The sequence below is a fragment of the Methylobacterium sp. AC832 genome (assembly GCF_979256025.1).
Genome location: NZ_CEEDMV010000001.1, coordinates 405,700 through 429,148, shown reverse-complemented (window position 1 = coordinate 429,148; position 23,449 = coordinate 405,700). Strand labels below are relative to the sequence as shown.

General features: G+C 66.7%; 17 protein-coding genes. 11 read left to right on the top strand and 6 right to left on the bottom strand.

The window, feature by feature from the left end; all coding sequences use genetic code 11:
* The first annotated feature begins 22 nt into the window (after positions 1–22).
* The 3 genes from cysE (at position 23) to AC0IXR_RS01970 (ending at position 4,684) form a co-directional block, all read left to right on the top strand.
* Positions 23–901 carry a serine O-acetyltransferase gene (gene cysE, locus AC0IXR_RS01980; protein WP_207409942.1) on the top strand — a complete coding sequence of 293 codons (879 nt, stop codon included), beginning with the start codon at positions 23–25 and terminating at the stop codon, positions 899–901.
* A gap of 350 nt (positions 902–1,251) precedes the next feature.
* Entirely contained in the window at positions 1,252–2,643 is a 1,392-nt protein-coding gene (locus AC0IXR_RS01975) for a family 2B encapsulin nanocompartment shell protein (RefSeq protein WP_420604603.1), read from the top strand.
* Positions 2,630–4,684 (top strand): family 2A encapsulin nanocompartment cargo protein cysteine desulfurase, encoded by a 2,055-nt coding sequence (locus AC0IXR_RS01970; protein ID WP_471759573.1) that lies wholly within the window; start codon positions 2,630–2,632, stop codon positions 4,682–4,684. Before AC0IXR_RS01975 ends, AC0IXR_RS01970 begins: the two co-directional genes overlap by 14 nt.
* Positions 4,685–4,759: 75 nt before the next feature.
* On the opposite strand, the gene AC0IXR_RS01965 is transcribed toward AC0IXR_RS01970, so the two are convergent.
* From AC0IXR_RS01965 to AC0IXR_RS01945, 5 genes are all read right to left on the bottom strand, one after another.
* The gene (locus AC0IXR_RS01965) at positions 4,760–5,188 is read right to left on the bottom strand and encodes a DUF6691 family protein (protein WP_461235232.1); all 429 of its coding nucleotides are present in this window, start codon (positions 5,186–5,188) and stop codon (positions 4,760–4,762) included.
* Positions 5,188–5,604: a YeeE/YedE family protein gene (locus AC0IXR_RS01960; protein WP_471759571.1), complete on the bottom strand. Its 417-nt coding sequence runs from the start codon at positions 5,602–5,604 to the stop codon at positions 5,188–5,190. Before AC0IXR_RS01960 ends, AC0IXR_RS01965 begins: the two co-directional genes overlap by 1 nt.
* A gap of 297 nt (positions 5,605–5,901) precedes the next feature.
* Positions 5,902–7,587, bottom strand: a complete 1,686-nt coding sequence (locus AC0IXR_RS01955; RefSeq protein WP_471759570.1) for a methyl-accepting chemotaxis protein — start codon at positions 7,585–7,587, stop codon at positions 5,902–5,904.
* Between the two features lie 651 nt (positions 7,588–8,238).
* Positions 8,239–8,622, bottom strand: coding sequence for a nuclear transport factor 2 family protein (locus AC0IXR_RS01950; RefSeq protein WP_207409925.1), 384 nt, complete (start codon positions 8,620–8,622; stop codon positions 8,239–8,241).
* A 109-nt stretch (positions 8,623–8,731) separates the two neighbouring features.
* Positions 8,732–11,734 (bottom strand): FAD-binding and (Fe-S)-binding domain-containing protein, encoded by a 3,003-nt coding sequence (locus tag AC0IXR_RS01945; protein ID WP_471759569.1) that lies wholly within the window; start codon positions 11,732–11,734, stop codon positions 8,732–8,734.
* Positions 11,735–11,860: 126 nt separating this feature from the next.
* On the opposite strand from AC0IXR_RS01945, the gene AC0IXR_RS01940 reads away from it, so the two are divergent.
* A complete protein-coding gene (locus AC0IXR_RS01940; RefSeq protein WP_471759567.1) occupies positions 11,861–12,907 on the top strand; it encodes a threonine aldolase family protein in 1,047 nt (348 codons plus the stop codon).
* Between the two features lie 7 nt (positions 12,908–12,914).
* Here the strand turns inward: AC0IXR_RS01940 and AC0IXR_RS01935 are convergent, their stop codons facing one another.
* The gene (locus AC0IXR_RS01935) at positions 12,915–13,673 is read right to left on the bottom strand and encodes a GntR family transcriptional regulator (protein ID WP_156467659.1); all 759 of its coding nucleotides are present in this window, start codon (positions 13,671–13,673) and stop codon (positions 12,915–12,917) included.
* A gap of 159 nt (positions 13,674–13,832) precedes the next feature.
* On the opposite strand from AC0IXR_RS01935, the gene AC0IXR_RS01930 reads away from it, so the two are divergent.
* From AC0IXR_RS01930 to AC0IXR_RS01900, 7 genes are all read left to right on the top strand, one after another.
* A complete protein-coding gene (locus AC0IXR_RS01930) occupies positions 13,833–15,008 on the top strand; it encodes a pyridoxal-phosphate-dependent aminotransferase family protein (RefSeq protein ID WP_471759566.1) in 1,176 nt (391 codons plus the stop codon).
* A 123-nt stretch (positions 15,009–15,131) separates the two neighbouring features.
* The gene (locus tag AC0IXR_RS01925) at positions 15,132–16,424 is read left to right on the top strand and encodes an MFS transporter (protein WP_056423520.1); all 1,293 of its coding nucleotides are present in this window, start codon (positions 15,132–15,134) and stop codon (positions 16,422–16,424) included.
* 320 nt (positions 16,425–16,744) lie between these two features.
* Positions 16,745–17,968 (top strand): CaiB/BaiF CoA transferase family protein, encoded by a 1,224-nt coding sequence (locus AC0IXR_RS01920; protein ID WP_471759563.1) that lies wholly within the window; start codon positions 16,745–16,747, stop codon positions 17,966–17,968.
* A 140-nt stretch (positions 17,969–18,108) separates the two neighbouring features.
* Positions 18,109–18,861 (top strand): type I methionyl aminopeptidase, encoded by a 753-nt coding sequence (gene map, locus AC0IXR_RS01915; RefSeq protein WP_461221166.1) that lies wholly within the window; start codon positions 18,109–18,111, stop codon positions 18,859–18,861.
* 334 nt (positions 18,862–19,195) lie between these two features.
* Positions 19,196–20,434: an MFS transporter gene (locus AC0IXR_RS01910; RefSeq protein ID WP_471759561.1), complete on the top strand. Its 1,239-nt coding sequence runs from the start codon at positions 19,196–19,198 to the stop codon at positions 20,432–20,434.
* Positions 20,431–21,144, top strand: a complete 714-nt coding sequence (gene fhuF, locus AC0IXR_RS01905; RefSeq protein WP_471759559.1) for a siderophore-iron reductase FhuF — start codon at positions 20,431–20,433, stop codon at positions 21,142–21,144. Before AC0IXR_RS01910 ends, fhuF begins: the two co-directional genes overlap by 4 nt.
* Complete coding sequence (locus tag AC0IXR_RS01900; RefSeq protein ID WP_471759557.1) at positions 21,138–22,919, top strand: ABC transporter ATP-binding protein; 1,782 nt, start codon at positions 21,138–21,140, stop codon at positions 22,917–22,919. The genes fhuF and AC0IXR_RS01900 overlap by 7 nt, the downstream gene beginning before the upstream one ends.
* Positions 22,920–23,449: the final 530 nt, after the last annotated feature.

Below are 23,449 nucleotides of genomic sequence, written 5' to 3'. Positions count from 1 at the left end.
GCCCGCCCAGGACGCGAGACATATGACTGCCGGTGCCCAAGCCTCGCGCCGTTCCGGCGATCATCCGAACAGCAACATCCTGCGCCCGCCTCTGCGCAATGTGAGCCGGACCACGGCCGAATCCGACGTCTGGAGCGCCATGCGCGCCGAGGCCGAGGCCGCGCTGATCGAGGAGCCGCTCTATGCCGGAATCATCCAGGCCACGGTCCTCGACCAGCCGAGCCTGATCCACGCCTTCGCCTATAGGCTCGCCCACCGTCTCGGCGACGGTGATCTCGCCCGCCTTTCCACCCGCGACCTCTGCCTCTCGGCTTTCCAGGCCGATCCTTACGCGGGCGACCATGCGGTGCGCGACCTGGTCGCCATCCGCGAGCGCGACCCCACCTGCCGGCGCTACCTCGACCCCTTTCTGTTCTACAAGGGTCTTGCCGCCCTGGAGGGCTACCGCGTCGCCCATTGGCTCTGGCACCAGGGCCGCGTCACCCTCGCGCTGCATATCCAGAGCCGAATCTCCGAGGTGTTCGGAGCCGATATCCACCCGGCCGCGCGAATCGGCTCGGGGGTGTTCATCGACCACGCCACCGGGGTCGTCATCGGCGAGACCACGGTGATCGCCGATGACGTCTCGATCCTGCAATCGGTTACCCTCGGGGGCAACGGCAAGGAAAGCGGCGACCGGCACCCCAAGATCGAACGCGGGGTTCTGCTCAGCGTCGGAGCCAAGGTGCTGGGCAACATCCGCGTCGGCGAAGGCGCGAAGGTCGCCGCCGCCGCTGTGGTGCTGCACGACGTTCCCGCCCACACCACTGTGGCGGGCGTGCCGGCCCGCGTCGTCTCACGGATCGTCACGGCCGAAGATCCCGCACAAAGCATGGATCAGTTCTTCGGCGACGGGATCTAGCGAAACGATTTTTCAGCTCTTGGTTTTCGCCGAACCCCCTCGGGGTGGATTAAAAATCTCTCGATTTGGCGAACGAGAGATCAGCATTGTCATATAAGTCAGCGAATAGAATATCTGATCTAAGATCTCCAAAAAATATAGAAATTAATTCCGTTGACCCGTTTCTATAACAACAGTTAGACACAACCCATCCCTGCAGCGACGATTTGTCTGATGCAGCGGATTATGGGCAAGATCAGCCCAAGATCATTCAATGGCGAAAGCGGACGCGCGACTGGTGCGGTTCCGATGCGGTCTTGCCGCGTCGCGGCTGATCGCTGCCTCCTGCCGGAATACGGAGATAAACCCCGATGAGTGGACCCGGTCTGAGCGTGAGCGCCTCGGCGGCACGCAATCTCGCGACGGCGACCGTCACTTCGGTCCAGAACGCGGCCAATACCCCACGCTGGTTCCATCGCCTGCTGCCCTTTGTCGACGTCGCCGGCGGCGTCTACCGGGTCAACCGCCGCGCGGTGGTGCTGGCCAAGCCCGGCCGCATCGAATTCGCCACTGACGGCGGCACCCGCACCGTCCGCCCGGCCTCCCTGCGCAGCGTCCCGCTGTTCAGCCGTCTCGGCGACAACGAACTGTCGGCCCTCGCCTCCAAGTTCACCGTCTCCCAGCACAAGGCGGGCGACGTCATCGCCGAGGAGGGCTCTACCGGCCGCAGCCTCACCGTCGTGGCCGAGGGTACGGTCGAGCTGACCCTGTCGGGCCCGTTCAAGAACCGCCTGCGCCAGGGCCTCGCCACCGGTGGCGATTATTTCGGCGACAGCGACCTTGTGAGCGAGAACGCCCCCGCCCCCGCCGTGAAGGCGCTCTCGGCGGTGACGCTCCTCACCCTCGACCGCTCCTCCATCGAGGACGAGGGCATCCGCTCGCGCATCTCCCAGTTCGTGGAAGAGCGTGACCGCCTCAAGGGCCACACCAACAGCGAGGGCGAGCAGGGAATCGAGCTTCTGGCGGTCCATACCGGCGAGCCGCGCCTGCCCACGACCTTCGTCGATTACGAAGTGAACCCGCGCGAGTACCACCTCTCCACGATCCAGACGATCCTCCACACCCATACCCGCGTCACCGATCTCTATTCCAACGAGATCGACCAGCTGCGCGAGCAAATCCGCCTCACGGTCGATGCCGTGAAGGAGCGGGAAGAGTGGGAGTTGTTCAACAATTCTGAGTTCGGCCTCCTCCACGAAGTCAGCCAGCGCCAGCGCATCCCCACCCGTGGCGGCCCGCCCACCCCGGACGATCTCGACGAGTTGCTGACCCTGGTCTGGAAGAAGCCCGCCTTCTTCGTGGCCCATCCCCGCGCCATCGCAGCCTTCGGTCGTGAAGCCACCCGCCGCGGCGTGCCCCCGGTGGTGATCCACCTGTTCGGCTCGCCCTTCCTCACCTGGCGCGGCGTTCCGATCGTGCCGAGCGACAAGCTCCCCATCGACATCGACCCGGTGTCCGGCGCCCAGACCACCTCGATCCTGCTGCTCCGCGTCGGCGAAGGCGAACAGGGCGTGGTCGGCCTGCAGAAATCCGGCGTCACCGGCGAGATCGAGACCGGCCTGTCGGTGCGCTACATGGGCACCAACGACCATTCCATCGCCTCGCACCTCGTGACCCGCTACTTCTCGGCTGCGGTGCTGGTGGAAGACGCCATCGCACGCCTCGATAACGTGCTGCTGGGCAACTACCATGACTACGCCTAACGCGCCGGGCCTCCCCACGGGCAGTCTCCCTACGGGGGTGTTCGGTGACACGGCGCATGCGGATCTCGTCGGGCGCCTCGCCCGCGAGATCTACGGTCAGGGTCAGGCGGCGTCCGCGCCCCTGACTCCCACCCTGCCGCAGACGCCGCAAGCGCCGCAGGCCACCCCACAGCTGCCGCAAGCCCTGGAGAATGCGCCCCAAGGCTTCGGCCACCCGATCGCCCCCCAGGCCTTCGCCCCCAAAGCGGATCTCGGCACGCCGTCGATCCCCTCGGGCTCCGCGCCGTCGGGCCTCCAGCCCGACGCCTCGGCGCTGGCCGCCCGCTCGTTCGGTGCACCTCCGGTCGGCCTTCCCGGCCTCACCGGTCCGGGCTTCGCGCAGCCTTCGGCGTTTCCCTCGGTCCATCCCGAGGCCCAGGCTCCCCGTGGGGGCCTGCCCGAGTTCTTCGTGCCGAGCGTCGCCGATGTCGCCGCCTTCCTCCCAGGCGGCCACGATCTCCACGCCACGATCGCCAAGGACCACCCGCGCGCCAATGCCTTCGCGCATGGGTTCGCGCCGTCCCTGGTGCCGGAAGCGCCCGGTCATCGGGGCCAGAACGCCTCGCGTCCGGACGCCTCGCTGGAGACAGTCTCCTGCGCCGGCCGGACTTCTCCGAATGCAGGTGGGAAGGTGGAGATCGCCGACGAGCCGTTCTCGTCGGGCGAGTACTACTTCCTGACCGACCGCAGCCGGACGGGCAACGCCGCGCCCGCCCCGTCGACTCGCCACGAGCCTCGCCCCGGCCATGCGCCCCATGTCTCGTCGCAGGGCTCCAGCCCGGTGGCGGCCCCCTTCGACGTGGAACGGGTGCGCAAGGACTTCCCGGCCCTGCACCAGAGCATCAACGGGCATCCGCTGGTCTGGCTCGACAATGCGGCCACCACCCACAAGCCGCAGAGCGTCATCGACGCGACGTCCGAGTTCTACGCTCGCCACAACTCGAACATTCACCGGGCCGCTCACACCCTTGCGGCGCGCTCCACGGACTTGTTCGAGGGCGGGCGCGAGAAGGTGCGTCGCTTCATCAACGCCGCCTCGACGGACGAGATCATCTTCCTCCGGGGCACCACGGAAGCGATCAACCTCGTCGCCAACTCCTACGGTCGCGCCAATATCGGCCCGGGCGACGAGATCATCATCTCGACCATCGAGCATCACGCCAACATCGTCCCCTGGCAGCTCCTCACCCAGGCGACCGGGGCGACCCTGCGCGTGATTCCCGTGGACGATCGCGGCGAGATCATCTTCGAGCAGTTCGCGACCCTCCTGTCGGGCCGCACCAAGATCGTCTCGCTCACCCATGTGGCCAACGCTCTGGGCACCATCAACCCGGTCCGTGAGATCATCGCCCTGTCGCATGCCTACGGGGTGCCGGTGCTGGTGGATGCGGCGCAATCGTCGCCGCACATTCCCCTGGACGTGCAGGCGCTGGACGCCGACTTCCTCGTCTTCTCCGGGCACAAGGTGTTCGGGCCGACGGGCATCGGCGCCCTGTACGGCAAGCGCGCGCTGCTGGAGGCGATGCCTCCGTGGCAGGGCGGCGGCCACATGATCGAGGACGTCACCTTCTCGAAGACGGTCTACAAGGGCGTTCCCGAGAAGTTCGAGGCGGGCACGCCGGACATCGCGGGAGCGGTGGGGCTCGGCGCAGCCCTGGACTACCTCGAGAGCGTCGGCCTTCCCGGCATCGCCGCCTACGAGCATGACCTGCTCGAATACGCGCAAGCCGGGCTCGCCGAGGTGAAGGGCCTGCGCCTGATCGGAACCGCGCGACAGAAAGCCAGCGTCATGTCCTTCGTCATCGACGGGCATGACAACGAAGCGGTGGCCAAGCACCTCGACGCCCGCGGCATCGCCGTGCGCTCGGGCCACCATTGCGCCCTGCCGGCCCTGCGCCGCTTCGGCGTCGACCAGTCGGTGCGCGCCTCGCTGGCCTTCTACAACACCCGCGCGGACGTCGACGCCTTCCTGAAGGGGCTCCACAGCCTGCCGCGCCGATAGCGTCGGGATCCGAGAACGCGATGCGACATCATTCGGCCCGGTCGGTTCTCCGACCGGGCCGAATGCATGTGCGTCTCACCTGCCGGATGCCGCAGCGGTGAAGCGGTGGAGCAGCATCCCCACAACCATCGCGGCAACGAACCCAATGACCTGAGGCAGGCCCAGGGTCAGGCCGACGAGGGCAGGGCCGGGGCAGAGGCCGACGAGGCCCCAGCCGATGCCGAACAGAACGGCGCCCGCGATGAGGCTCGCCGTGATCGGGCGGTTGCGGGGAATCTCGAAACGCTGCGCGAGAACGGGTTTGCGCATCCGCGACACGAGCAGGTAGCCGAGCGCCGAGACGGCGACCGCGCCGGCCAGCACGAAGGCGAGGCTGGGGTCCCAGGCACCGGCAACGTCGAGGAAGCCCAGGACGCGTGCCGGGTCCATCATGCCCGACAGAGCGAGGCCGAAACCGAACAGCAGGCCGGCAAGCAGCCCCACCGAGGCGCGCAGGGTTTCCATCACCATCCTCCATGTCGGACGAGGAACACCGTCGCGGCGGCGGCGACCATGAAGGTCGCCACGACCGCGATGGAGCGAGGCGACAGCCGGGCGAGGCCGCAGACGCCGTGGCCGCTGGTGCAGCCTCCGCCCAGCCGCGTCCCGTAGCCGACGAGGAGACCGCCGAGGACGATGAGGCTCCACGGAGCGTCAAGCTGCACGACGGGCCATGCACCGAAGGCCAGGCGATACAGGACCGGGCCGAGGAGCAGGCCGGCGAGAAAGGCCCAACGCCACGGCGTGTCCCGGCTCAACGGCATCATTGCCCCGGCGGTAATGCCGCTGATTCCGGCGATGCGACCGTTGAGGATGAGGAGCAGGGCGGCGGAGGTCCCGATCAGGGCACCACCGGCTAAGGCAGACAGGAAGGTACTCATGCCCGGCCACCGGCCCACCCGGAGGCGATTTGGCGGGAACCTCGCAATCCCGGCCTGGAACGACCAGCGCCGGCCGGTGACGGATCTGTTGCCATGGGTTTGAAAACTCGATGAGAGGCGGCTCGCCGTCTCAAGGAGAGGTCGAGCCGGCGAGCGCCGCTGTCAAGACAGTATTCCCGGGCGCGCTTGCCGATCGCCCCCAGGCCTGGAGATACAGGAGCCTCATCTCCGGAATCCCCGTTTCATGGTCCGCCGAGCCCCGCACCCGCCGGACCGTCCCTGCTGGTCGTGCCGGCCTCAGGCGGCCCGGACGGTCGCCAGGAACCGCTTGACCTCGGCGGTGAGGTGCTCGGATTGATGCGAGAGTTCCGATGCGGAGGCCAGGACCTGGTTGGCCGCGGCTCCGGTCTCCTCGGCGGCGCTGGCCACGCCCGAGATGTTGCTCGTCACTTCGCTGGTGCCCGTCGCGGCCTGGGACACGTTGCGGACGATCTCCTGGGTCGCGGCTCCCTGCTCCTCCACCGCCGCGGCGATCATCGTGGCCACGGCGTCGATGTCGCGAATGCGCGTGGTGATGGTGGCGATCGCCGAGACCGCCTGCCCGGTCGCCCCCTGCATCTGGGTGATCTGCTCGGAGATCTCCTGCGTCGCCCGCGCGGTCTGGCCCGCCAGCTCCTTCACCTCCGTGGCCACCACCGCGAAGCCGCGTCCGGCCTCTCCGGCGCGGGCCGCCTCGATCGTGGCGTTGAGCGCCAGCAGGTTCGTCTGGCTCGCGATGTTCGAGATCAGCACGACGACGTCGCCGATGCGTGCGGCGGCCTGGCTCAGGGTCTGGACGAGGACCCCGCTCTGATCGGCCTCCACGACGGCACGCTGGGCGAGATCGGCCGACCCGCTCACTTGGCGGGCGATCTCCTGGACCGAGACGCCGAGTTCTTCGGCGGCGGCGGCGACCGTGTTGACGTTGGTGGCGGCTTCCTCGGCGGCGGCCGCCACAGTGGTGGATTGGCTCGCGGTCTCGGTGGCGGTGGAGGTCATGGTCTGCGCCGTCGCCTGCAATTCCGTGGCCGAGGACGAGACCATCCCGACGATCCCACCAATCGCCGCCTCGAAGGAATCCGCCATCTGGAGCATCCCGAGCTTACGCTGCTCTTCGGCCGCCAGACGGGTCTGGACGGTCTCGGCTTCCAAGACTCGCGCCTGGATCATGCCATCCTTGAACACCTGCACCGCGCCGGCCATCGTTCCCACCTCGTCGCGGCGGTCCTGGAGAGTGACCTCCGTGGTGACATCGCCCAAGGCCAGCCGGCCCATGATGTCGGTGAGGCGCCCGATCGGACGGGTGACACCGATGATCACGACGGCGATGGCCGCGAACATCCCGAGGATCACCCCAAAGGCACTGGCAAAGATCAAGGTGTAGCGGGTCGTGTTGGTCTGCGCTGTCAGACCGTCGGATTCTGTGGCAACGAAATTCTCCAGGTCGGTGGCTAATTTAGCGCCGAATTCAATCATCTTACTATATACGGGATCGATCGACTCATGAAAAACGTCCAGAGCCTTGGCGTTCTCATTGTTTCTTGCCAAATCGCGCACGTGGATGATCTTCTGATCATAGTCTTCAACCATGGACGCTTGTTCAGATACGCGCGCCGAAAACGAGGGTGCTTGCTCGGCAATGGCTTTTAAATCGGTTTTGATCTTCGCGCTGGCAGCATCGAAGTTGCTTATCGCAACGTTCATCTGCTTTTCGTCCGTCTCGACGATGAGCCTGACGATATTGTAGTTGAGTTCGGCGATGAGCCGGTTTACCCGGCGTAAGTTTGCAACGGCGCGTGTTTCGCGTGCAAGGAACGAGCTATAGGCATTATCGATTGCTGCCATGCGAGACTGGGCGTACCAGACGCAGCCGCCGACGATCACGCCGATGAGTGCGATGACCATGCAAACTTTATGAAATATTTTGAAGTTTCCAAGTTTCATATCAACACCCATCAGTGATAAATTATGTCTATCAGCCAAAATATAGATATTTCATTACTATACCCAGTAGACAAGACTTACATTTTCTCATGCGATATAGTTTCCGCACCTGGTCGGCTGATCCCCCGGCAGCCCCTTCGAGGTGGCGGATGCGAGGAGGCTGATCCACCGGTCTCCATCCGCGCGGCGACGATACCGCCAAGGCCCGTAAGACGGCCGTTCCGGAAGAGGAACGAGGCGCCCCGGCGAGAGCGGATAGGACAGCGATCGTGGGCACTTCGCCCCCCTCCGCACCGTCCAGAACGTGCAGCGCCACGGCAGCCGGACATGCCTGACCTTGACGAACCCGTCGTCAGGAACCGGACGATGCGGCGAGGCGGTGCGCTTCCTCCTCGCCGAGAGGCCGCATGTCAGACCTCACCCGCCGACAGGAATGCCCGGTCGCGTAAGGCGATCGCTCGATCGTTCCAGCCCGGCTCCAATCACTGACGTTCATCCCGGGGGCGATCGAAGCTGTCACATCCCTCAAACGCTGTAGGGACACGTTCGCGGCGACCGGGATTTCGTTGAGCCTGTCAGGCGGCCTCGCTGCGCGGACAGCCGATTGGGGCCGGATGGGGACATAGCCGAGGAGGCGAGCGATCCGGCCGCTCAGAACATCCCGTTCGGATTGGCGGAAGAATTCGGCAGGATCTGCAGCACGTCCCAGTGCTCGACGATCCTACCGCCGTCATCGAGCCGGAAGATATCGATGGCCGCATAATCGTGGTCGCCCGGCCAGTGCTGCAGGCAATGCAGCACGACTAGATCGCCCTCGGCGACCGCCCGCTTCACCTCCACGCGCTTGCCCGGCCATTCGCGCGCCATGCGCTCGAAATAGGCGATGAAGCCGTCCTTGCCATTCGCCACATGCGGGTTGTGCTGGATGTAGTCGTCCCCGGCATAACGCTCGATGGCTTCTCGCGGCCGGCACTCGTCGAACATCAACCGATAGAAGGCGATCACATTCGCTTTGTTCTGCTTCAGGTCGGTCATGTTGTCCCCTGAGCGAGGCGGATTCCAATCGAGAAAGGCGGCCCGCCTTTCTCGATACCATCCATCACGCCCTCGCGACCATGACCAGCCACCCGGCCCGGCCCGGCCGTCAGTGACGTTCGGCCGACGCCGCCATCGCCCGGTCGAGGACCCGCGCGACATGGAGCGCTTCGAGCCCGAGGCCGTCATGGATCTGGTGGCGGCAGCTGGTGCCGTCGGCCACGACGAGATCGTCGGGGCCGGCCTTGCGCAGGGCCGGGAACAGCGAGAGCTCGGCCATGGCGAGCGACACGTCGATGGTCTCGGCGCCGTATCCGAAGACGCCCGCCATGCCGCAGCAGCTCGACTCGATCACCCGAACGTCGAGCCCCGGCACCGCGCGCAGCACCGTCTCCACCGCGCCCATGGCGGCGAAAGCCTTCTGGTGGCAATGGCCGTGCAGATGAGCGACGCGTCCGCCCTGGTCCGCCAGAGGCAGGGCGATCCGCCCGGCATCGAGATCGACGGCGAGCAGCTCCTCGAACAGCAGGCTCGCTTTGCTCAGCTCCCCCGCCTCCGGGCCGGGGAGCAGGGACGCGAACTCGTCCCGGAAGGTCAGCAGGCAGGAGGGTTCGAGCCCGACGATCCGCGCGCCCGCCCGGATGAACGGCAGCAGCGTTGTCAGCGTGCGGCTTGCCTCCTCGCGGGCCCGGTCGGTTTGACCGGATGCAAGGTAGGTGCGGCCGCAGCAGAGGGGGCGGCGTCCGCGGTTGGGGAAGACCCGATGCAGACGGTAACCGGCGGCGATCAGCACACGCTCGGCCGCCTCCAGGTTCTCCCGCTCGAAGGCGCGGTTGAACGTGTCGCCGAACAGCACGATGTCGCGGAAATCCCCGGTCACGTCGCCGGGATGCGCCGGCTCGCCCTGCTCGACCCAGGGCCTGCGCCAGCGCGGCAGAGTACGACGCGCAGAGAGCCCGGCCACCCGTTCCGACAGTTTCGCCAGGGCGGGAAGGCGATCGCGCAGGTTGAGGAGCGGCGCCAGCCAGGCGGCAGTGCCGGCATAGAGCGGCAGGGCCGCCACCAGCCGTTCCTTCAGGGGTAGGCCGTGGCGGGCATGGTAATGGTGCAGGAACTCGACCTTCATCTTCGCCATGTCGATGCCGGTGGGGCATTCGCGGCGGCAGGCCTTGCACGAGACGCAGAGATCCAGGGTCCGCTTCATCTCGGGGCTGGTGAAGGCGTCCTTGCCGAGCTGGCCCGAGATCGCGAGCCGCAGGGAATTCGCCCGGCCACGGGTGAGGTGCTGCTCGTCTTTCGTGGCCCGGTAGGACGGGCACATCGCCCCGCCCGCGAGCTTCCGGCAGGTGCCGTTGTTGTTGCACATCTCGACGGCGCCGCCGAAGCCACCCCATTCCGACCAGTCGAGGGCGGTCTTCGCCGGCTGGCTCACGGAATAGCCCGGCTGGAACCGCATCAGCGAGCGGTCGTCCATCTTGAGCGGCCGGACGATCTTGCCGGGGTTGAGCCGGTTCTCCGGGTCGAACGTGTCCTTCACCTGTTCGAAGGCGCGCGTCAGGCGTTCGCCGAACATCGGCGCGATGTATTCGGAGCGCGAGATGCCGTCGCCATGCTCGCCCGAATAGGAGCCCTTGAAGCGGCGGACCTGTTCGCTCGCGGCCTCCGCGATGGCGCGCATCTTGGCGACGTCCCCGCCCTGCTTCATGTCGAGGATCGGGCGCACGTGCAGACAGCCGACGGAGGCATGGGCGTACCAGGTGCCGCGCGTGCCATGGCGGGTGAACACCTCCGTCACCGCGTCGGTGTAATCCGCGAGATGCTCCAGCGGCACCGCGCAATCCTCGATGAAGGAGACGGGCTTCGCATCCCCCTTCATCGACATCATGATGTTGAGGCAGGCCTCACGTACCTCCCAGACCGATTTCTGGCGGATCGGCTCCGGCACCTCCACCACGGCGGCGGCGAAGCCATGATCGGCCATGCAGGTATCGAGGCGCTTGAGGTCGCGCATCAGTGCGTCCCGGTCGTCGCCGGCGAATTCCACCAGGAGCAGACAGTTCGGCGTGCCACGGGTGATGTCGGCCAGCGTCGCCCGGAACATCGGGATGTCGGCGCCGAGCACCAGCACGTTGTTGTCTACGAGCTCAACCGCCACGGGATCGAGGTCGACGATGGCCTTCGTCGTCTCCATGGCGGAGCGGAACGAGGGGAAGTGGCAGACGCCCATGACCCGGTGCGTCGGCAGGCGCGACAGTTTCAGGGTGACGCTGGTGGTGGCTGCCAGCGTGCCCTCCGAGCCGACGAGGAGATGGGCGAGGTTCGGCCTCGCCTCGATCAGCGCATCGAGATTGTAGCCGCCGACCCGTCGCTGCACGCGCGGGTACATGCGCAGGATCTCGTCGCGCTCGGATTCGGCCAGGGCCCGCATGGCGGCGGCGAGCTCGCCGGCCCGCCGCGAGCCGGTGACGCCCGTCGCTTCGTTGCCGGTGAGACCGAAGCCGAAGGGCTCGCCGTCATGGAACAGAGCTTCCATGCCGAGCACGTTGTCGCTCATCTTGCCGAAGCGCAGGGAGCGGGCGCCGCAGGAATTGTTGCCGGCCATGCCGCCGATGGTGCAGCGGGTGGCGGTGGAGGGTTCCACGGGAAAGAACCAGCCGTCGGCCTTCACCCGCGTGTTCAACCGTTCCAGCACCATGCCGGGCTCGACGGTGATCGTTCCGGCTTGCGCGTCGTAGGCGATGATCCCGTTGAAATGGCGCGAGCAATCGACCACGAGGCCGCGCCCGATGGGCTGGCCGTTCTGGGAGGTGCCGCCGCCGCGTAGGATCACCGGCACATCGTGCTCGGCCGCGATCTTCAGGGTCGCGGCGATGTCGGCGGCGCTGCGGGGCAGGACCACCCCCGCCGGCATGATCTGGTAGATCGAAGCGTCGTTGGAATAGCGCCCCCGGGTGAAGGCATCGAACTTCGCCTCGCCGGAGAGGGCTTCGGCGAGGCGGCGCGGAAGGCCGGCGCCCTGGCGGTTGGCGGCGCGCGGACTGACCGGCCCCGGCCCGGCGACGGGCGAAGGGGCGCGGTTCGGGCCGGTGGCGGGCTCAGCCGTTGCGGTCATGATCCATCGTCCTCGTGGGAGTGCCGTCGGCCGGCTTCAAAGCGATGCAGGTTCCGGTAGGGTGGCGGGATCGTCCCGACCGGCTAGAATGGCCCGCACGGATTGCATGCAAAACAGGGCCGGCAGATGATCGATTTGTATAGCGATACGCAGACGCGGCCAACGCCCGGCATGCGCGACGCCATGGCACGCGCGGAGGTCGGCGACGAGCAATCCGATTCCGATCCGACGACCCTAGCCTTGTGCGAGCGCGTCGCTGACCTGCTCGGCATGGAAGCGGGGATGTTCATGCCCTCGGGCACGATGTGCAACCTCGTCTCGATCCTGGTCCAGACCCGCCCCGGCGACGAGATCGTGGTCGACGACCAATCCCATATCTACAACACCGAGGCCGCCGGCTCGGCGGCCATTGGCGGCGTCTCGGTGAAGGCCTTGGCGACCCCGGCCGGTCTCTATACGCCCGAGGCGTTCGAGGCGGCGATCCGCCCACCCGCCCGCACGGCGCCGCGCTCGGCCCTGGTCTCGGTGGAGCAGACCACGAGCTTTTCGGGCGGCTCGGTCTGGCCGCTCACCGACATGCGCCGCATCCGCGACCTCGCCCATCACAAGGGCATGAAGGCGCATATCGACGGGGCGCGCCTGCTCAACGCGGTGGCCGCTACCGACATCTCCGCCAGAGATTATGCCAAAGGCTTCGACAGCGCCTGGATCGACCTGAGCAAGGGCCTCGGTTGCCCGGTCGGTGCCGTTCTGTGCGGCTCGTCGCACTTTATCGTCGAGGCGTGGCGGTGGAAGTACCGGCTCGGTGGCGCCATGCGTCAGTCGGGCATCCTCGCTGCGGCCGGCCTCTACGCTCTCGATCACCATGTGGACCAGCTGGAACTCGACAATGCCAATGCCGGTGAGTTGAAGGCCCGCATCGCTGGCGCGCCCGGCCTCGCCATCGCGCCAGATGCGGCCCAGTCCAACATCCTGTGCTTCTCGGTGGAGCCGCTGGGCATCACCGCAACGGCCTTTGCCGAAGCCTGCCTCGCCGAGGGTATCCGCATCCGCGCCATCGGGCAGCACCAGATCCGCGCGACCACCCATCTCGACGTCGATCGGGCCGGAATCCTGGAAGCGGCGGAAGTGATCCAGGCCCAAGCAGAGCGATTTCACGGCGAGCGCCGCTGAACCGCCATCACGACGCGGCGGAGGCATCGTCCGGCGGAGGCGCCGTCTCCCGCCCTTCCGCCGCGCGGCGCTTGTTTCGTAGGTGCCTGAACAAAATATCGCTGAGCTCGCTGCCGGCGCGCCGGCGCAACGCATCGAGAATTTCCTCGTGCTCGCGCATCGCCTCGCCCCAGCGGTCTCGGTTCTCGTCCAGATTGGCGGAGTAGCGCACACGGCGCAGGCGCCCCGCGAAGTTGGCGTAGCTCGTCCGCAACGGCTCGTTATCGGCCGCCTGAACGATCCGGTCGTGGATCGCCTGATTGCAGGCAAAATAGCCATGCAGATCGCGCCGCATGTAGCTGCTGTACATCTCGTGATGGAGACGCTCGATCTCCGCATAGGCTTCCGGCGTGATCTTTTCGCAGGCTAGGCGCCCGGCCAAGGCCTCGAGACCACCCATCACGTCGAACAGGTCCACCAGTTCCTCGGCGCCGAGCTGGCGCACCCGCGCGCCCCGGTTCGGCAGAAGCTCGATCAACCCCTCAGAGGCCAGCACCTTCAGCGCCTCTCGCAAGGGCGTGCGCGAGATGCCGAAATGCTCGCAGAGCATGCGCTCCGGCACCCGTGCGCCAGCGGCGAGATTACCCTCGACGATGTAGTCCCGCAGGCGGGCCAGGAGCTCGCCGTGAAGAGATTTCACCAGTGATGGGAACGCGGGGAAACGCGCTCCGTCGATCGCGGCGAGGCCGGCATCGGCCTCCGGCTCTGTGACAGGGTCAAGCACCATAATGCGAACTTAGCAGCCGAAAGCGCGGAGGTCGAGGATGGATGTCCGCATAATAGTTCTTGCCCTCTCAAAAAATGAATGCAATTTTCCGCCCCGTTACCTCTTGAAGCATCGATCCGGGGTACAGCTTTCCCTCGACGGGCCATCGCGGAGATCTCGATGACGACACGGACCGGACGCCATTTCCTGCATATTCCGGGCCCCAGTCCGGTACCCGAGCGCGTCCTGCGGGCCATGGACATGCCCGTGATCGACCATCGCGGTCCCGATTTCGCCGGGCTTGGCAAGGCGGTGCTGGAAGGCGCCCAGGCCGTCTTCCAGACGCGCTCGCCAGTGATCATCTATCCGGGTTCCGGCACAGGTGCTTGGGAATCCGCCATCGTCAATACGCTCTCCGCGGGAGACCGGGTATTGATGTTCGAGACGGGCCATTTCGCCACCCTATGGCGACAGATGGCGGCGCGCTGGGGCATCGAAGTGGAGTTCGTCCCCGGCGACTGGCGCCGCGGGGTCGATCCGGCGCAGGTCGAGGCGATCCTGGCCGAGGACCGCGCTAAGTCGATCAAGGCCGTGATGGTGGTCCACAACGAGACCTCCACCGGGGCCACGAGCCGGATCGCGGACATCCGCAAAGCCATCGACCGGGCGAACCACCCTGCTCTCTTCCTCGTCGACACGATCTCGGGTCTCGGCTCGGCCGAATACGCCCATGACGAATGGGGCGTCGACGTCGCTGTGAGTTGCTCGCAGAAGGGCTTGATGCTGCCGCCGGGCCTCGGCCTCGTCGCTGTGTCGGATAAGGCCCTGGCCGCAGCGAAGACAGCGACGCTACCGCGCTCCTATTGGGATTGGGAGGACATGCTGAAGCCGAATGCCGGCGGTTACTTCCCTTATACGCCCGCCACGAACCTGCTCTACGGCCTGCGCGAAGCCATCGCCATGTTGATGGAGGAAGGCTTGACCCAGGTTTTCGTCCGCCATCAGCGTCTCGCCGCCGCCACGCGCGCCGCCGTGGAGGGGTGGGGCCTGGAGGTACTCTGCCAGGAGCCGTCCGAATACTCGCCCGTGCTCACCGCCGTGGTGATGCCGGAGGGCCATGACGCGGATGCCCTGCGCAATCTGATCCTCGAGAAGTACGACCTCTCGCTCGGCACCGGCCTCGCCAAGGTGGCGGGCAAGGTCTTCCGCATCGGCCATCTCGGCGAATGCAACGACCTGATGCTGATGGCGGCGCTGTCGGGCGTCGAAATGGGCCTCAAGGCCGGCGGCGTCCCGCACACGCGCGGCGGCGTGCTGGCGGCCATGGACGCCCTGCGCTCCGGTATCGACGATTGAGTAGCAGGTCCCCTCCCCCTTGTGGGGAGGAGAGCCGCGCCGATCATACCAACCACGCGTGATCCCACAAACAACCGGTGATCAAACCGGGGCGGGTGGCGCGCTCAACCCGAGGAAACCCCGATGACGCCAGCCAAAAGACGCGTCTCAGCGTCGAACATGGTGCTGTTCCTGCTCTGCCTGATGTATTTCGTCACCTATCTCGACCGGGTGAACATCGCCACGGCGGGCGGCGAGATCATGAAAGATCTCGGGATGTCGAACACTCAGTTCGGCCTGATCCTGTCCGCCTTCGCCTATCCCTATGCCATCTTCCAAGTCATCGGCGGATCGGTGGGTGACAAGTTCGGCGCGAGGCGCACGCTCCTCGTATGTGGCCTGATCTGGGCCTCGGCGACGATCCTGACTGGAATGGTGGGCGGCCTCATCAGCCTGTTCCTCGCCCGGGTGCTCCTCGGCTTCGGTGAGGGAGCCACCTTCCCCACCGCCACCCGCGCCATGCAGAACTGGACCGCGCCGGGCAAGCGTGGCTTCGCGCAGGGCATCACGCATGCCTTCGCACGACTGGGCAACGCAGTGGCGCCGCCCATCGTGGCCTTCCTGATCTACCAGTTCGGCTGGCGCCTCGGCTTCGTCATCTTAGGCGTGGCGAGCTTCGCCTGGGTCGTCGTCTGGTTCTGGTACTTCCGCGACGATCCGAAAGAACACCCGGCGATCACCCCGGAGGAACTCGCGGTCCTGCCACCTCCGAGCAAGGTCGGCGCCAAGCAGAACGTGCCTTGGGGCCGCCTCACTCGGCGCATGTTGCCGGTGACGCTGACCTATTTCTGCTACGGCTGGACCCTGTGGCTGTTCCTCGGCTGGCTCCCGAGCTTCTTCAAGCTCAATTATGGGCTCGATCTGAAGAACTCGGCCCTGTTTGCGTCGGGCGTGTTCTTCGCCGGTGTCGTCGGCGACACCCTGGGCGGCGTGTTCAGCGACCGCATCCTGAAGCGCACCGGCGATCTCAAGCTCGCCCGGCTCAGCGTCATCGTGGTCGGCTTCCTCGGCGCGGCGGCGAGCCTCACCGGCGTGTTCTTCACCAGGGACCTGACACTTGTGGCGTTGCTGCTCAGCTCCGGCTTCTTCTTCGCAGAACTGGTGATCGGCCCGATCTGGTCGGTGCCGATGGACATCGCACCGAAATATTCGGGCACGGCGGCGGGCCTCATGAACACCGGCTCGGCGGTGGCGGCGATCATCTCGCCGATCGTATTCGGAATGATCGTGGACATGACGGGGAGCTGGACACTGCCCTTCGTCGGCTCCATCGGCCTCTGCCTCCTGGGCGCGGGCCTCGCCTTCACCATGCACCCGGAACGGCCGTTCGAAGAGGAACCGGTGGTACCGCTCGGGCGGGCCGTGCCGGCGGAGTAGTGGGCATTCTACTTTCCCCTCTGCGGGCGGTGGCCTGCGCGGGGGGGCGATTGCAGATGCCAATCTGTCCGGCGGAAACCCACGCGCAGCACTAGGTCATCCCGGGGCCGCGCAGCGGAGCCCGGGATCCAGAAACATAGGTGGTGCAGGACTTTACAGCGTCGGCGGATCTGGATTCCGGGCTCGCCTGCGGCGCCCCGGAATGACGGCGTGGTGCTCTGCGAGCGAGGCAAGGAGATGCGGGCAGACTTTGCCCCCGTCAGCGACATTCCAGCCGGCGGGCTACGCCCGGCCCCGGCGCAAAACAGGAAACGAGCACGATGGATCACTCCGTGCACGATGGCCCCCGCCCCCTCCCCCTCGCGGGCATCCGGGTTCTCGACGTGACGCAGGTGATGGCGGGGCCGTTCTGCAGCATGCTGCTCGCCGATCTTGGAGCGGATGTCATCAAGATCGAGCCGCCGGGCACGGGCGACCAGACCCGCAGCGCCATGGGATTCAAGATGAAGGGGCCCGACAGCATGGGCTTCCTCAACATGAACCGGAACAAGCGCAGCGTTGCCCTGAACCTCAAATCCGATGCTGGGCGTGACCTGCTCCTCGATATGGCCGCCACTGCGGACGTGCTGGTCGAGAATTACCGGCCCGGCGTGATGGCGCGCCTCGGCCTCGGATACGAGGCGATGCGCGCCCGCAATCCGGGTCTCATCTATGCGAGCATCTCGGGCTTCGGCCAGTCGGGTCCCTGGGCGAAGCGCCCCGGCTACGACCTGATGGCGCAGGCGATGTCGGGGGTCATGAGCGTCACCGGCCATCCGGGCGGCCCGCCGGTCAAGGCCGGCGTGCCCGTCGCCGATATCGGCTGCGCCTTGTTCACCGTCTACGCGATTCTTTCCGCCTATATCGGCCGGCAGGCCAGCGGCGAGGGCCAGTATATCGATGCCTCGCTCTTCGACGCGGCCTTGGCCTTCTCGATCTGGGACGTGTCGGAATATTGGGGGACGGGCCGGATCCCGCAGCCGCTCGGCACCTCCAACCGCATGAGCGCCCCCTACCAGGCGGTGCGCGCCTCCGATGGCTACTTCGTCATGGGGTCCACGAACCAGAAGCTCTGGCGCCTACTCTGTGATGTACTCGGCCGCGCCGAACTCTTCGAGGATAGCCGCTTCGTCGACATTCCCGCGCGGCTCGCCAACCGCGAGGAACTGATCGAGGAGTTGGAGCGGAGCTTTGCCGCCAGGACTGCCGAGGAATGGGTGTCCCTGCTCCTCGAAGCCGGCATTCCGGCCGGCCGCATGAACACCTATCCGGAAGCGTTCGAGAGCGAGCATGGCCGGCACCGGCAGATGCGCATCGAGGTTCCCCATCCGATCGAGGGCACGGTGCCGAATATCGGTTTCCCCGTGAAGCTCACCGGCACGCCGCAACGCGCCCGCAGGCACGCGCCGCTTCTCGGCGAGCATACCGAGGACGTGCTCTCGGAATTCGGCCTCTCGACGGAGGAGATCGCGGCCCTGCGCTCGCGTGGCGCCTTCGCGGCCTGAGCGGGGTGCCGGCCCTCATATGCATATCGGACCCGTGTGAGGTGATTTGCGTGTGGGGCAACCCAGGCTTTGCCGGGCTCGCGGAGAATGGCAGAACCGCGCGGGCGGAGCCGCCTCCGGTGCCATGAAGGGAAGACGACATGACGGTGTCGAACGACGACGAGCTTGCCGGCCTGAAGCAGATCGGGCGCATCGTCGCCGACACCCTCGAGGCGATGGGTAAGGCCATCGAGCCCGGCATGACCACCCGCGAACTTGACGGGATCGGGCGGCGGATCATGGAGGCGGCCGGAGCTCGCCCGGCACCGGAACTGGTCTACGCCTTTCCCGGAGCCACCTGCATCAGCGTCAACGAGGAGATCGCGCACGGCATTCCGAGCGACCGCAGGATCAATCCGGGCGATCTCGTCAATATCGACGTGTCCGCCGAGAAAGACGGCTACTTCGCCGATACAGGCGCGTCCTTCGCCGTGCCGCCGGTGACGCGGGCGGTGGAGCGACTGTGCAGGGACGGGCGCCGGGCGATGTGGACGGGATTGCGCCAGGTCGGCGCCGGCAAGCCCCTGGCCGATATCGGACGGGCCGTCGGGGCCTTCGCGCGGAAGAACGGCTACACCCTGGTCCGCAACCTCGCGAGCCACGGCGTGGGACTGTCATTGCACGAGGAGCCGACCGAGATCGCCACCTGGCCCGACGCCTCCGAGCGACGGATCATGCAGGAGGGGCTGGTCTTCACCGTCGAGCCGTTCCTGTCCCTCGGCGCGGAGTTCGCCGAGGACGGCGACGATCCCTGGACCCTCTACAGCCAGCCGAAGGCCCTCACCGTGCAATACGAGCATACGGTCATCGCCTCGCGCAGCGGGCCGCTGATCCTCACCATGCCGGGGCAATAGCGGACAGATACCGAGCACGACGGGGGAAGGCCGGCGGCACTGCGTCCAAACGGACCTTGCATGAAGACCGGACACGTCATAATCCCAAAGAAAGGCCAATGTTTACAGTAGATTAGACTGTTTAAAAACTATACTCGCCGCGAGAAGCAGGGAGGCTCCGGATGTCCGAAGGGAGGCCCTGTCACGTCGCGCACCGGTTCGCGGATCGATCGCCGCGTCATTCGAGGCCAGTAAAGTGCCTTCTCGGAGGAGCCGGCGTGTCCGGCGCAGGAGGATGGTTCCCAAGGTCCATGCCTATCCTCGACGGGCAACCGAGCCGAGCGGCGCGGATCGCATGAGCGGGATCTGGGTCGAGGGAGCGTCCAGGGCGTGGCGCCGGGCGCGGCCCCTGCTGCCGTTCTTCAGCCTCTACATCACCTTCGGGACCACGCTCGGCTTCCTGGCCAGCGGCGCCCCGCTGATCCTGCGGGCACGCGGCGTCGAACTCGCCGAAATCGGGCTGTTGCAGCTCATTAACTTGCCTGTCGGTCTGACGTTTCTCTGGGCCGTCGCCATCGACAGGCTGCGCCTGCCCGGTCTCCCGCATCGCATCGGTTGGATCGCGCTGATGCAGGGCGCGACCATCGCATTGCTGCTGGTGCTGAGCCTGGGCGAGGCTTGGCCGCTCGGCCTGCTCCTCGGCCTCGCAGTGGCGACCTGCTTCTGCGTCGCCACCATGGACATCGCCCTCGAAGCTTTGGTGGTCGAGACGGTGCCCGCCGACCGGCGGCCCTTCGTGGCGTCGGCCAAACTCTCCGGTGCGTCGCTGGGCGGAATCGCCGGCGCGGGGCTACTGGTCGGGTACTACGACACGGTCGGCTGGCAGGCCGCCGTGCTGGGCATCGCCGGCCTCAACCTTCTCTGCCTGCTGCCGATGCTGCGCTATCCGGAAGTCCGGCTCCGCCGCGATGCCGCTGAGGCGGAGCGCGTGGCAGCCCCGTTCGAACGCCTGCGCCTCCTGGCGCCGCGCATCCTGGTCCTGGGCCTGTACTTCGCGGCCATGTTCGCCCTCTCCGGCCTGAACAACCTCACCCTGCTGGATCTCGGAGTGCCGTTGCGGGAGGTCGGATTCGTCACCGGTTCTCTCTCGCCTGTCATCAACCTCGTCATGGCCCTGGTCTCGGGCGTCCTCGTGCGACGGGTCGGGACCCTGCGGCTCATCACGGTCTCCGCGCTGGGCGTGATCGCCGGCGGCGGGTTGATGATTGCCAGCGCTGCCATCGGTTCGGCCACGCTCGCCATAGCCGCGACGATCCTCGGAATCGTCGGCGGCGGAGGGCTCGGAGTGCCGGTGTTCAACATGATCTATCGCTGGGCGCAGGGGCCTCGCCCCGCCACCGATTACGCGCTCCTGTTCGGGGCGGCATTCTTTGCCGCGATGCCCCTGCGCGTCGCCGCGCCGGCGCTCGCGGCGCATGTGGGCTGGCCGGGCTACTTTACCGCCGCGATCCTGTTCTACACCGTCGCCTTCGCCGCTCTGCGCGCGACGATTCGCCGGACCCTCGATGCCGATCGGGTCGCGGGGGTCGCATGATCGATCAACTCGCCGCCCTGGTTCCACCGTCGCTGTCGGCCTTCGGCTGCCGGATCGCCACGGCGCCGTCCGGGTCCGGCACCCGGCCGCTCTCGATCCTCACCAGCAAGGCCAGGTTCGACGAGGTGGTGGACGGGTTCGGCAGGGCATCAGGCGAAGGCTTCGAGACCGCCGACCGCCGCGCCCTCGTCTCGCTCTGGACGCAGTACTACCTCCCCGCCCTGATCATCCCCTACTTCACCGCGCTCAGCCGCCTCGGCCGTGCCCTTCCGATCGGGTTCGACCGGGTCGGCTTCGAACTCGACGAGGGCGGCATCGTCTCCCGCTTCATCGTGGCGGAGGAGGACGACCGGCGCGCAGCCCCGGAGCCCGGGCTCGATCCCCTGATCGAAGAGCATCTGCGACCGTTCTTCGACCTGTGCCAGACGCATTACGGCCTCTCCCGCCATGTCCTCTGGTGCAATGCCGGCGTGACCGCCGATTTCGCCCTGCGCGAGTTGAGCCGCGACGCGGTGCCGGCCTCCTCCCGCGCCGAAGCGTGCCTCGGCCGTTGCGGTGGCGATGCGTTCGGCCGCTGCCCGCTGGCCCAGGCTTTCCGAGGTGGCGAGGAGCGGCGGCGGCGGGTTTGCTGTATGCGCTACCGCATACCGGGCGTCCCCTCCTGCGGCGCCCTCTGCCCCGTCGATCACCTGACGAAAGCATCATGCTGAAGGACTTCCTCGCTTATTACCGCCCGCACCGGACCCTGTTCCTCGTCGATTTCGGCTGCGCGGTCCTGTCGGGCCTGCTCGAACTGGGCTTCCCCATGGCCGTGAAGGCCTTCGTCGATGTGCTGCTGCCGCGCCAGGACTGGCAGTTGATCGTGCTCGCCGCCCTCGGCCTCGGCGTGATCTACGTGGCCAATGCCGGCCTCATGGTGGTGGTGACCTATTGGGGGCACGTGCTCGGCATCAACATCGAGACCGAGATGCGCCGGCGTGCCTTCGACCATCTGCAGAAGCTCTCGTTCCGCTATTTCGACAACCAGAAGACCGGCCACCTCGTCGCCCGCGTCACCAAGGATTTGGAGGAGATCGGCGAGGTCGCCCATCACGGCCCGGAGGACCTCTTCATCGCGGTGATGACCTTGGTCGGCGCCTTCGCGCTGATGGTCTACGTCCACCCGCAGCTGGCCTTCCTGACCGCCGCCATCCTGCCGGTGATCGCCTTCGTCACCCTCCGCTACGGCGGTCGCATGACACGGAACTGGCAGACGCAATACGGTCGTGTCGCCGCCTTCAATGCCCGGATCGAGGAGAATGTCGGCGGCATCCGCGTGGTGCAGGCCTTCGCCAACGAGCCGCATGAGCGGCGCCTGTTCGCCGCCGACAACCGGAAATACCGCGAGACCAAGCTCGAAGCCTACCGGATCATGGCGGCCAGCCTGTCGATCAATTATCTTGGCATGCGGCTCGTCCAGATCGTCGTGCTGCTGGGCGGCGCGGCCTTCGTCGTGCGCGGTGAGCTCTCGCCCGGTGGGTTCATCGGGTTCCTGCTGCTGGTGGGCGTCTTCTACAGGCCGCTCGAGAAGATCGGCGCCGTCGTCGAGACCTACCCGAAGGGGGTCGCGGGCTTCCGGCGCTACGCCGAGCTGCTCGCCACCGAACCCGACATCGTCGACCGCCCCGGCGCCGTCTCCGTGCCGGCGCTGAAGGGCGATATCCGCTTCGAGGAGGTGAGTTTCGGCTACACCGCCGGCCGGCCCGTCCTGTCGGGGCTCGATCTCGACATCGCGGCCGGGGAGACCGTCGCTTTCGTCGGCCCGTCCGGGGCCGGCAAGACGACGTTGTGCTCCCTCATTCCGCGGTTTTACGAGGTAGAGAGCGGGCGCATCACCGTCGACGGCATCGACATCCGCGACCTCACCCTCGCCTCACTGCGCCGGCAGATCGGCATCGTGCAGCAGGACGTCTTCCTGTTCGCGGGCACGATCCGCGAGAACATCGCCTATGGACGGCTCGACGCCTCCGAAGAGGAGATCGCGCAGGCCGCGGAGCGGGCCAAGCTCACCGCCCTGATCGAGGGCCTGCCCAATGGCCTCGACACCGTCGTCGGCGAACGCGGCGTCAAACTCTCGGGTGGCCAGAAACAGCGCCTCGCCATTGCCCGCGTGTTTCTCAAGAATCCTCCGATCCTGATCCTGGATGAGGCCACCTCGGCCCTCGACAGCGAGACCGAACAGGCGATCCAGGGCTCCCTCGTGGAACTCTCCGAGGGCCGCACCACCCTCGTCATCGCCCACCGGCTCGCCACGATCCGCAAGGCGGACCGGATCGTCGTGGTCGGTCCGGAAGGCATCGTGGAGCAGGGACGGCACGAGGTGCTTCTCTCGGCGAACGGGACATACCGGCGCCTCTACAACGCGCAATTCGCCCAGGCCGACGATGCGGCGGACCGGGTGCGGATGGCTGCCCGGAATGGCATTCTGGAGAACGCTATGCCGTGATCCCGAGGGCCGCCGCGTCCTTTCGGATCGGCCCTGCCGTTCTGACGGCCCCCTTCCTTGGCAATGGCACGAACCAAATGCAGGGACGTCAGGACGCCATCCAAGAGATGCCACCGCGCCGCAAAGGCAGAAGCCCGGCTTCTTGCTCCAACACAGTCGCTGAGCGTCGACAACTTCCTGTTCTAGACCGCGCCTTCAAGCGGCAAAGAACGCGGCGCGTGCCATCCCATGGACCGGACCGGAATTGCATCCGAGCCGGCCCATGAATCCCGTCTCGACCGGGATGACCGATGCGAAACGCTTCATCTCGGTCGGCAGGAAGGCGAGCGAGAACCACCAGCATCGTGGATGCGACCGTGTCCGCGACGGTGGAACCGATGCGTTTCGGGCTCCGGGCTCGATTCTTCCTCTCCACGCTCTTGAAGCGACGCATAACGATGTGCGGAGCGGGGATTTCGACGCCCGAACGAGAAGGTCGCCAGCGTAACGACGCTCGCATCGACGACATCAATGGATGAATGTGCAGTTTA

What these genes read in the sequence shown, in the direction of transcription:
- cysE (WP_207409942.1), top strand. Translation starts at nt 23, where the DNA reads ATGACTGCCGGTGCCCAAGCCTCGCGCCGTTCCGGCGATCATCCGAAC.
- AC0IXR_RS01975 (WP_420604603.1), top strand. Translation starts at nt 1,252, where the DNA reads ATGAGTGGACCCGGTCTGAGCGTGAGCGCCTCGGCGGCACGCAATCTC.
- AC0IXR_RS01970 (WP_471759573.1), top strand. Translation starts at nt 2,630, where the DNA reads ATGACTACGCCTAACGCGCCGGGCCTCCCCACGGGCAGTCTCCCTACG.
- AC0IXR_RS01965 (WP_461235232.1), bottom strand. Translation starts at nt 5,188, where the DNA reads ATGGAAACCCTGCGCGCCTCGGTGGGGCTGCTTGCCGGCCTGCTGTTC.
- AC0IXR_RS01960 (WP_471759571.1), bottom strand. Translation starts at nt 5,604, where the DNA reads ATGAGTACCTTCCTGTCTGCCTTAGCCGGTGGTGCCCTGATCGGGACC.
- AC0IXR_RS01955 (WP_471759570.1), bottom strand. Translation starts at nt 7,587, where the DNA reads ATGAAACTTGGAAACTTCAAAATATTTCATAAAGTTTGCATGGTCATC.
- AC0IXR_RS01950 (WP_207409925.1), bottom strand. Translation starts at nt 8,622, where the DNA reads ATGACCGACCTGAAGCAGAACAAAGCGAATGTGATCGCCTTCTATCGG.
- AC0IXR_RS01945 (WP_471759569.1), bottom strand. Translation starts at nt 11,734, where the DNA reads ATGACCGCAACGGCTGAGCCCGCCACCGGCCCGAACCGCGCCCCTTCG.
- AC0IXR_RS01940 (WP_471759567.1), top strand. Translation starts at nt 11,861, where the DNA reads ATGATCGATTTGTATAGCGATACGCAGACGCGGCCAACGCCCGGCATG.
- AC0IXR_RS01935 (WP_156467659.1), bottom strand. Translation starts at nt 13,673, where the DNA reads ATGGTGCTTGACCCTGTCACAGAGCCGGAGGCCGATGCCGGCCTCGCC.
- AC0IXR_RS01930 (WP_471759566.1), top strand. Translation starts at nt 13,833, where the DNA reads ATGACGACACGGACCGGACGCCATTTCCTGCATATTCCGGGCCCCAGT.
- AC0IXR_RS01925 (WP_056423520.1), top strand. Translation starts at nt 15,132, where the DNA reads ATGACGCCAGCCAAAAGACGCGTCTCAGCGTCGAACATGGTGCTGTTC.
- AC0IXR_RS01920 (WP_471759563.1), top strand. Translation starts at nt 16,745, where the DNA reads ATGGATCACTCCGTGCACGATGGCCCCCGCCCCCTCCCCCTCGCGGGC.
- map (WP_461221166.1), top strand. Translation starts at nt 18,109, where the DNA reads ATGACGGTGTCGAACGACGACGAGCTTGCCGGCCTGAAGCAGATCGGG.
- AC0IXR_RS01910 (WP_471759561.1), top strand. Translation starts at nt 19,196, where the DNA reads ATGAGCGGGATCTGGGTCGAGGGAGCGTCCAGGGCGTGGCGCCGGGCG.
- fhuF (WP_471759559.1), top strand. Translation starts at nt 20,431, where the DNA reads ATGATCGATCAACTCGCCGCCCTGGTTCCACCGTCGCTGTCGGCCTTC.
- AC0IXR_RS01900 (WP_471759557.1), top strand. Translation starts at nt 21,138, where the DNA reads ATGCTGAAGGACTTCCTCGCTTATTACCGCCCGCACCGGACCCTGTTC.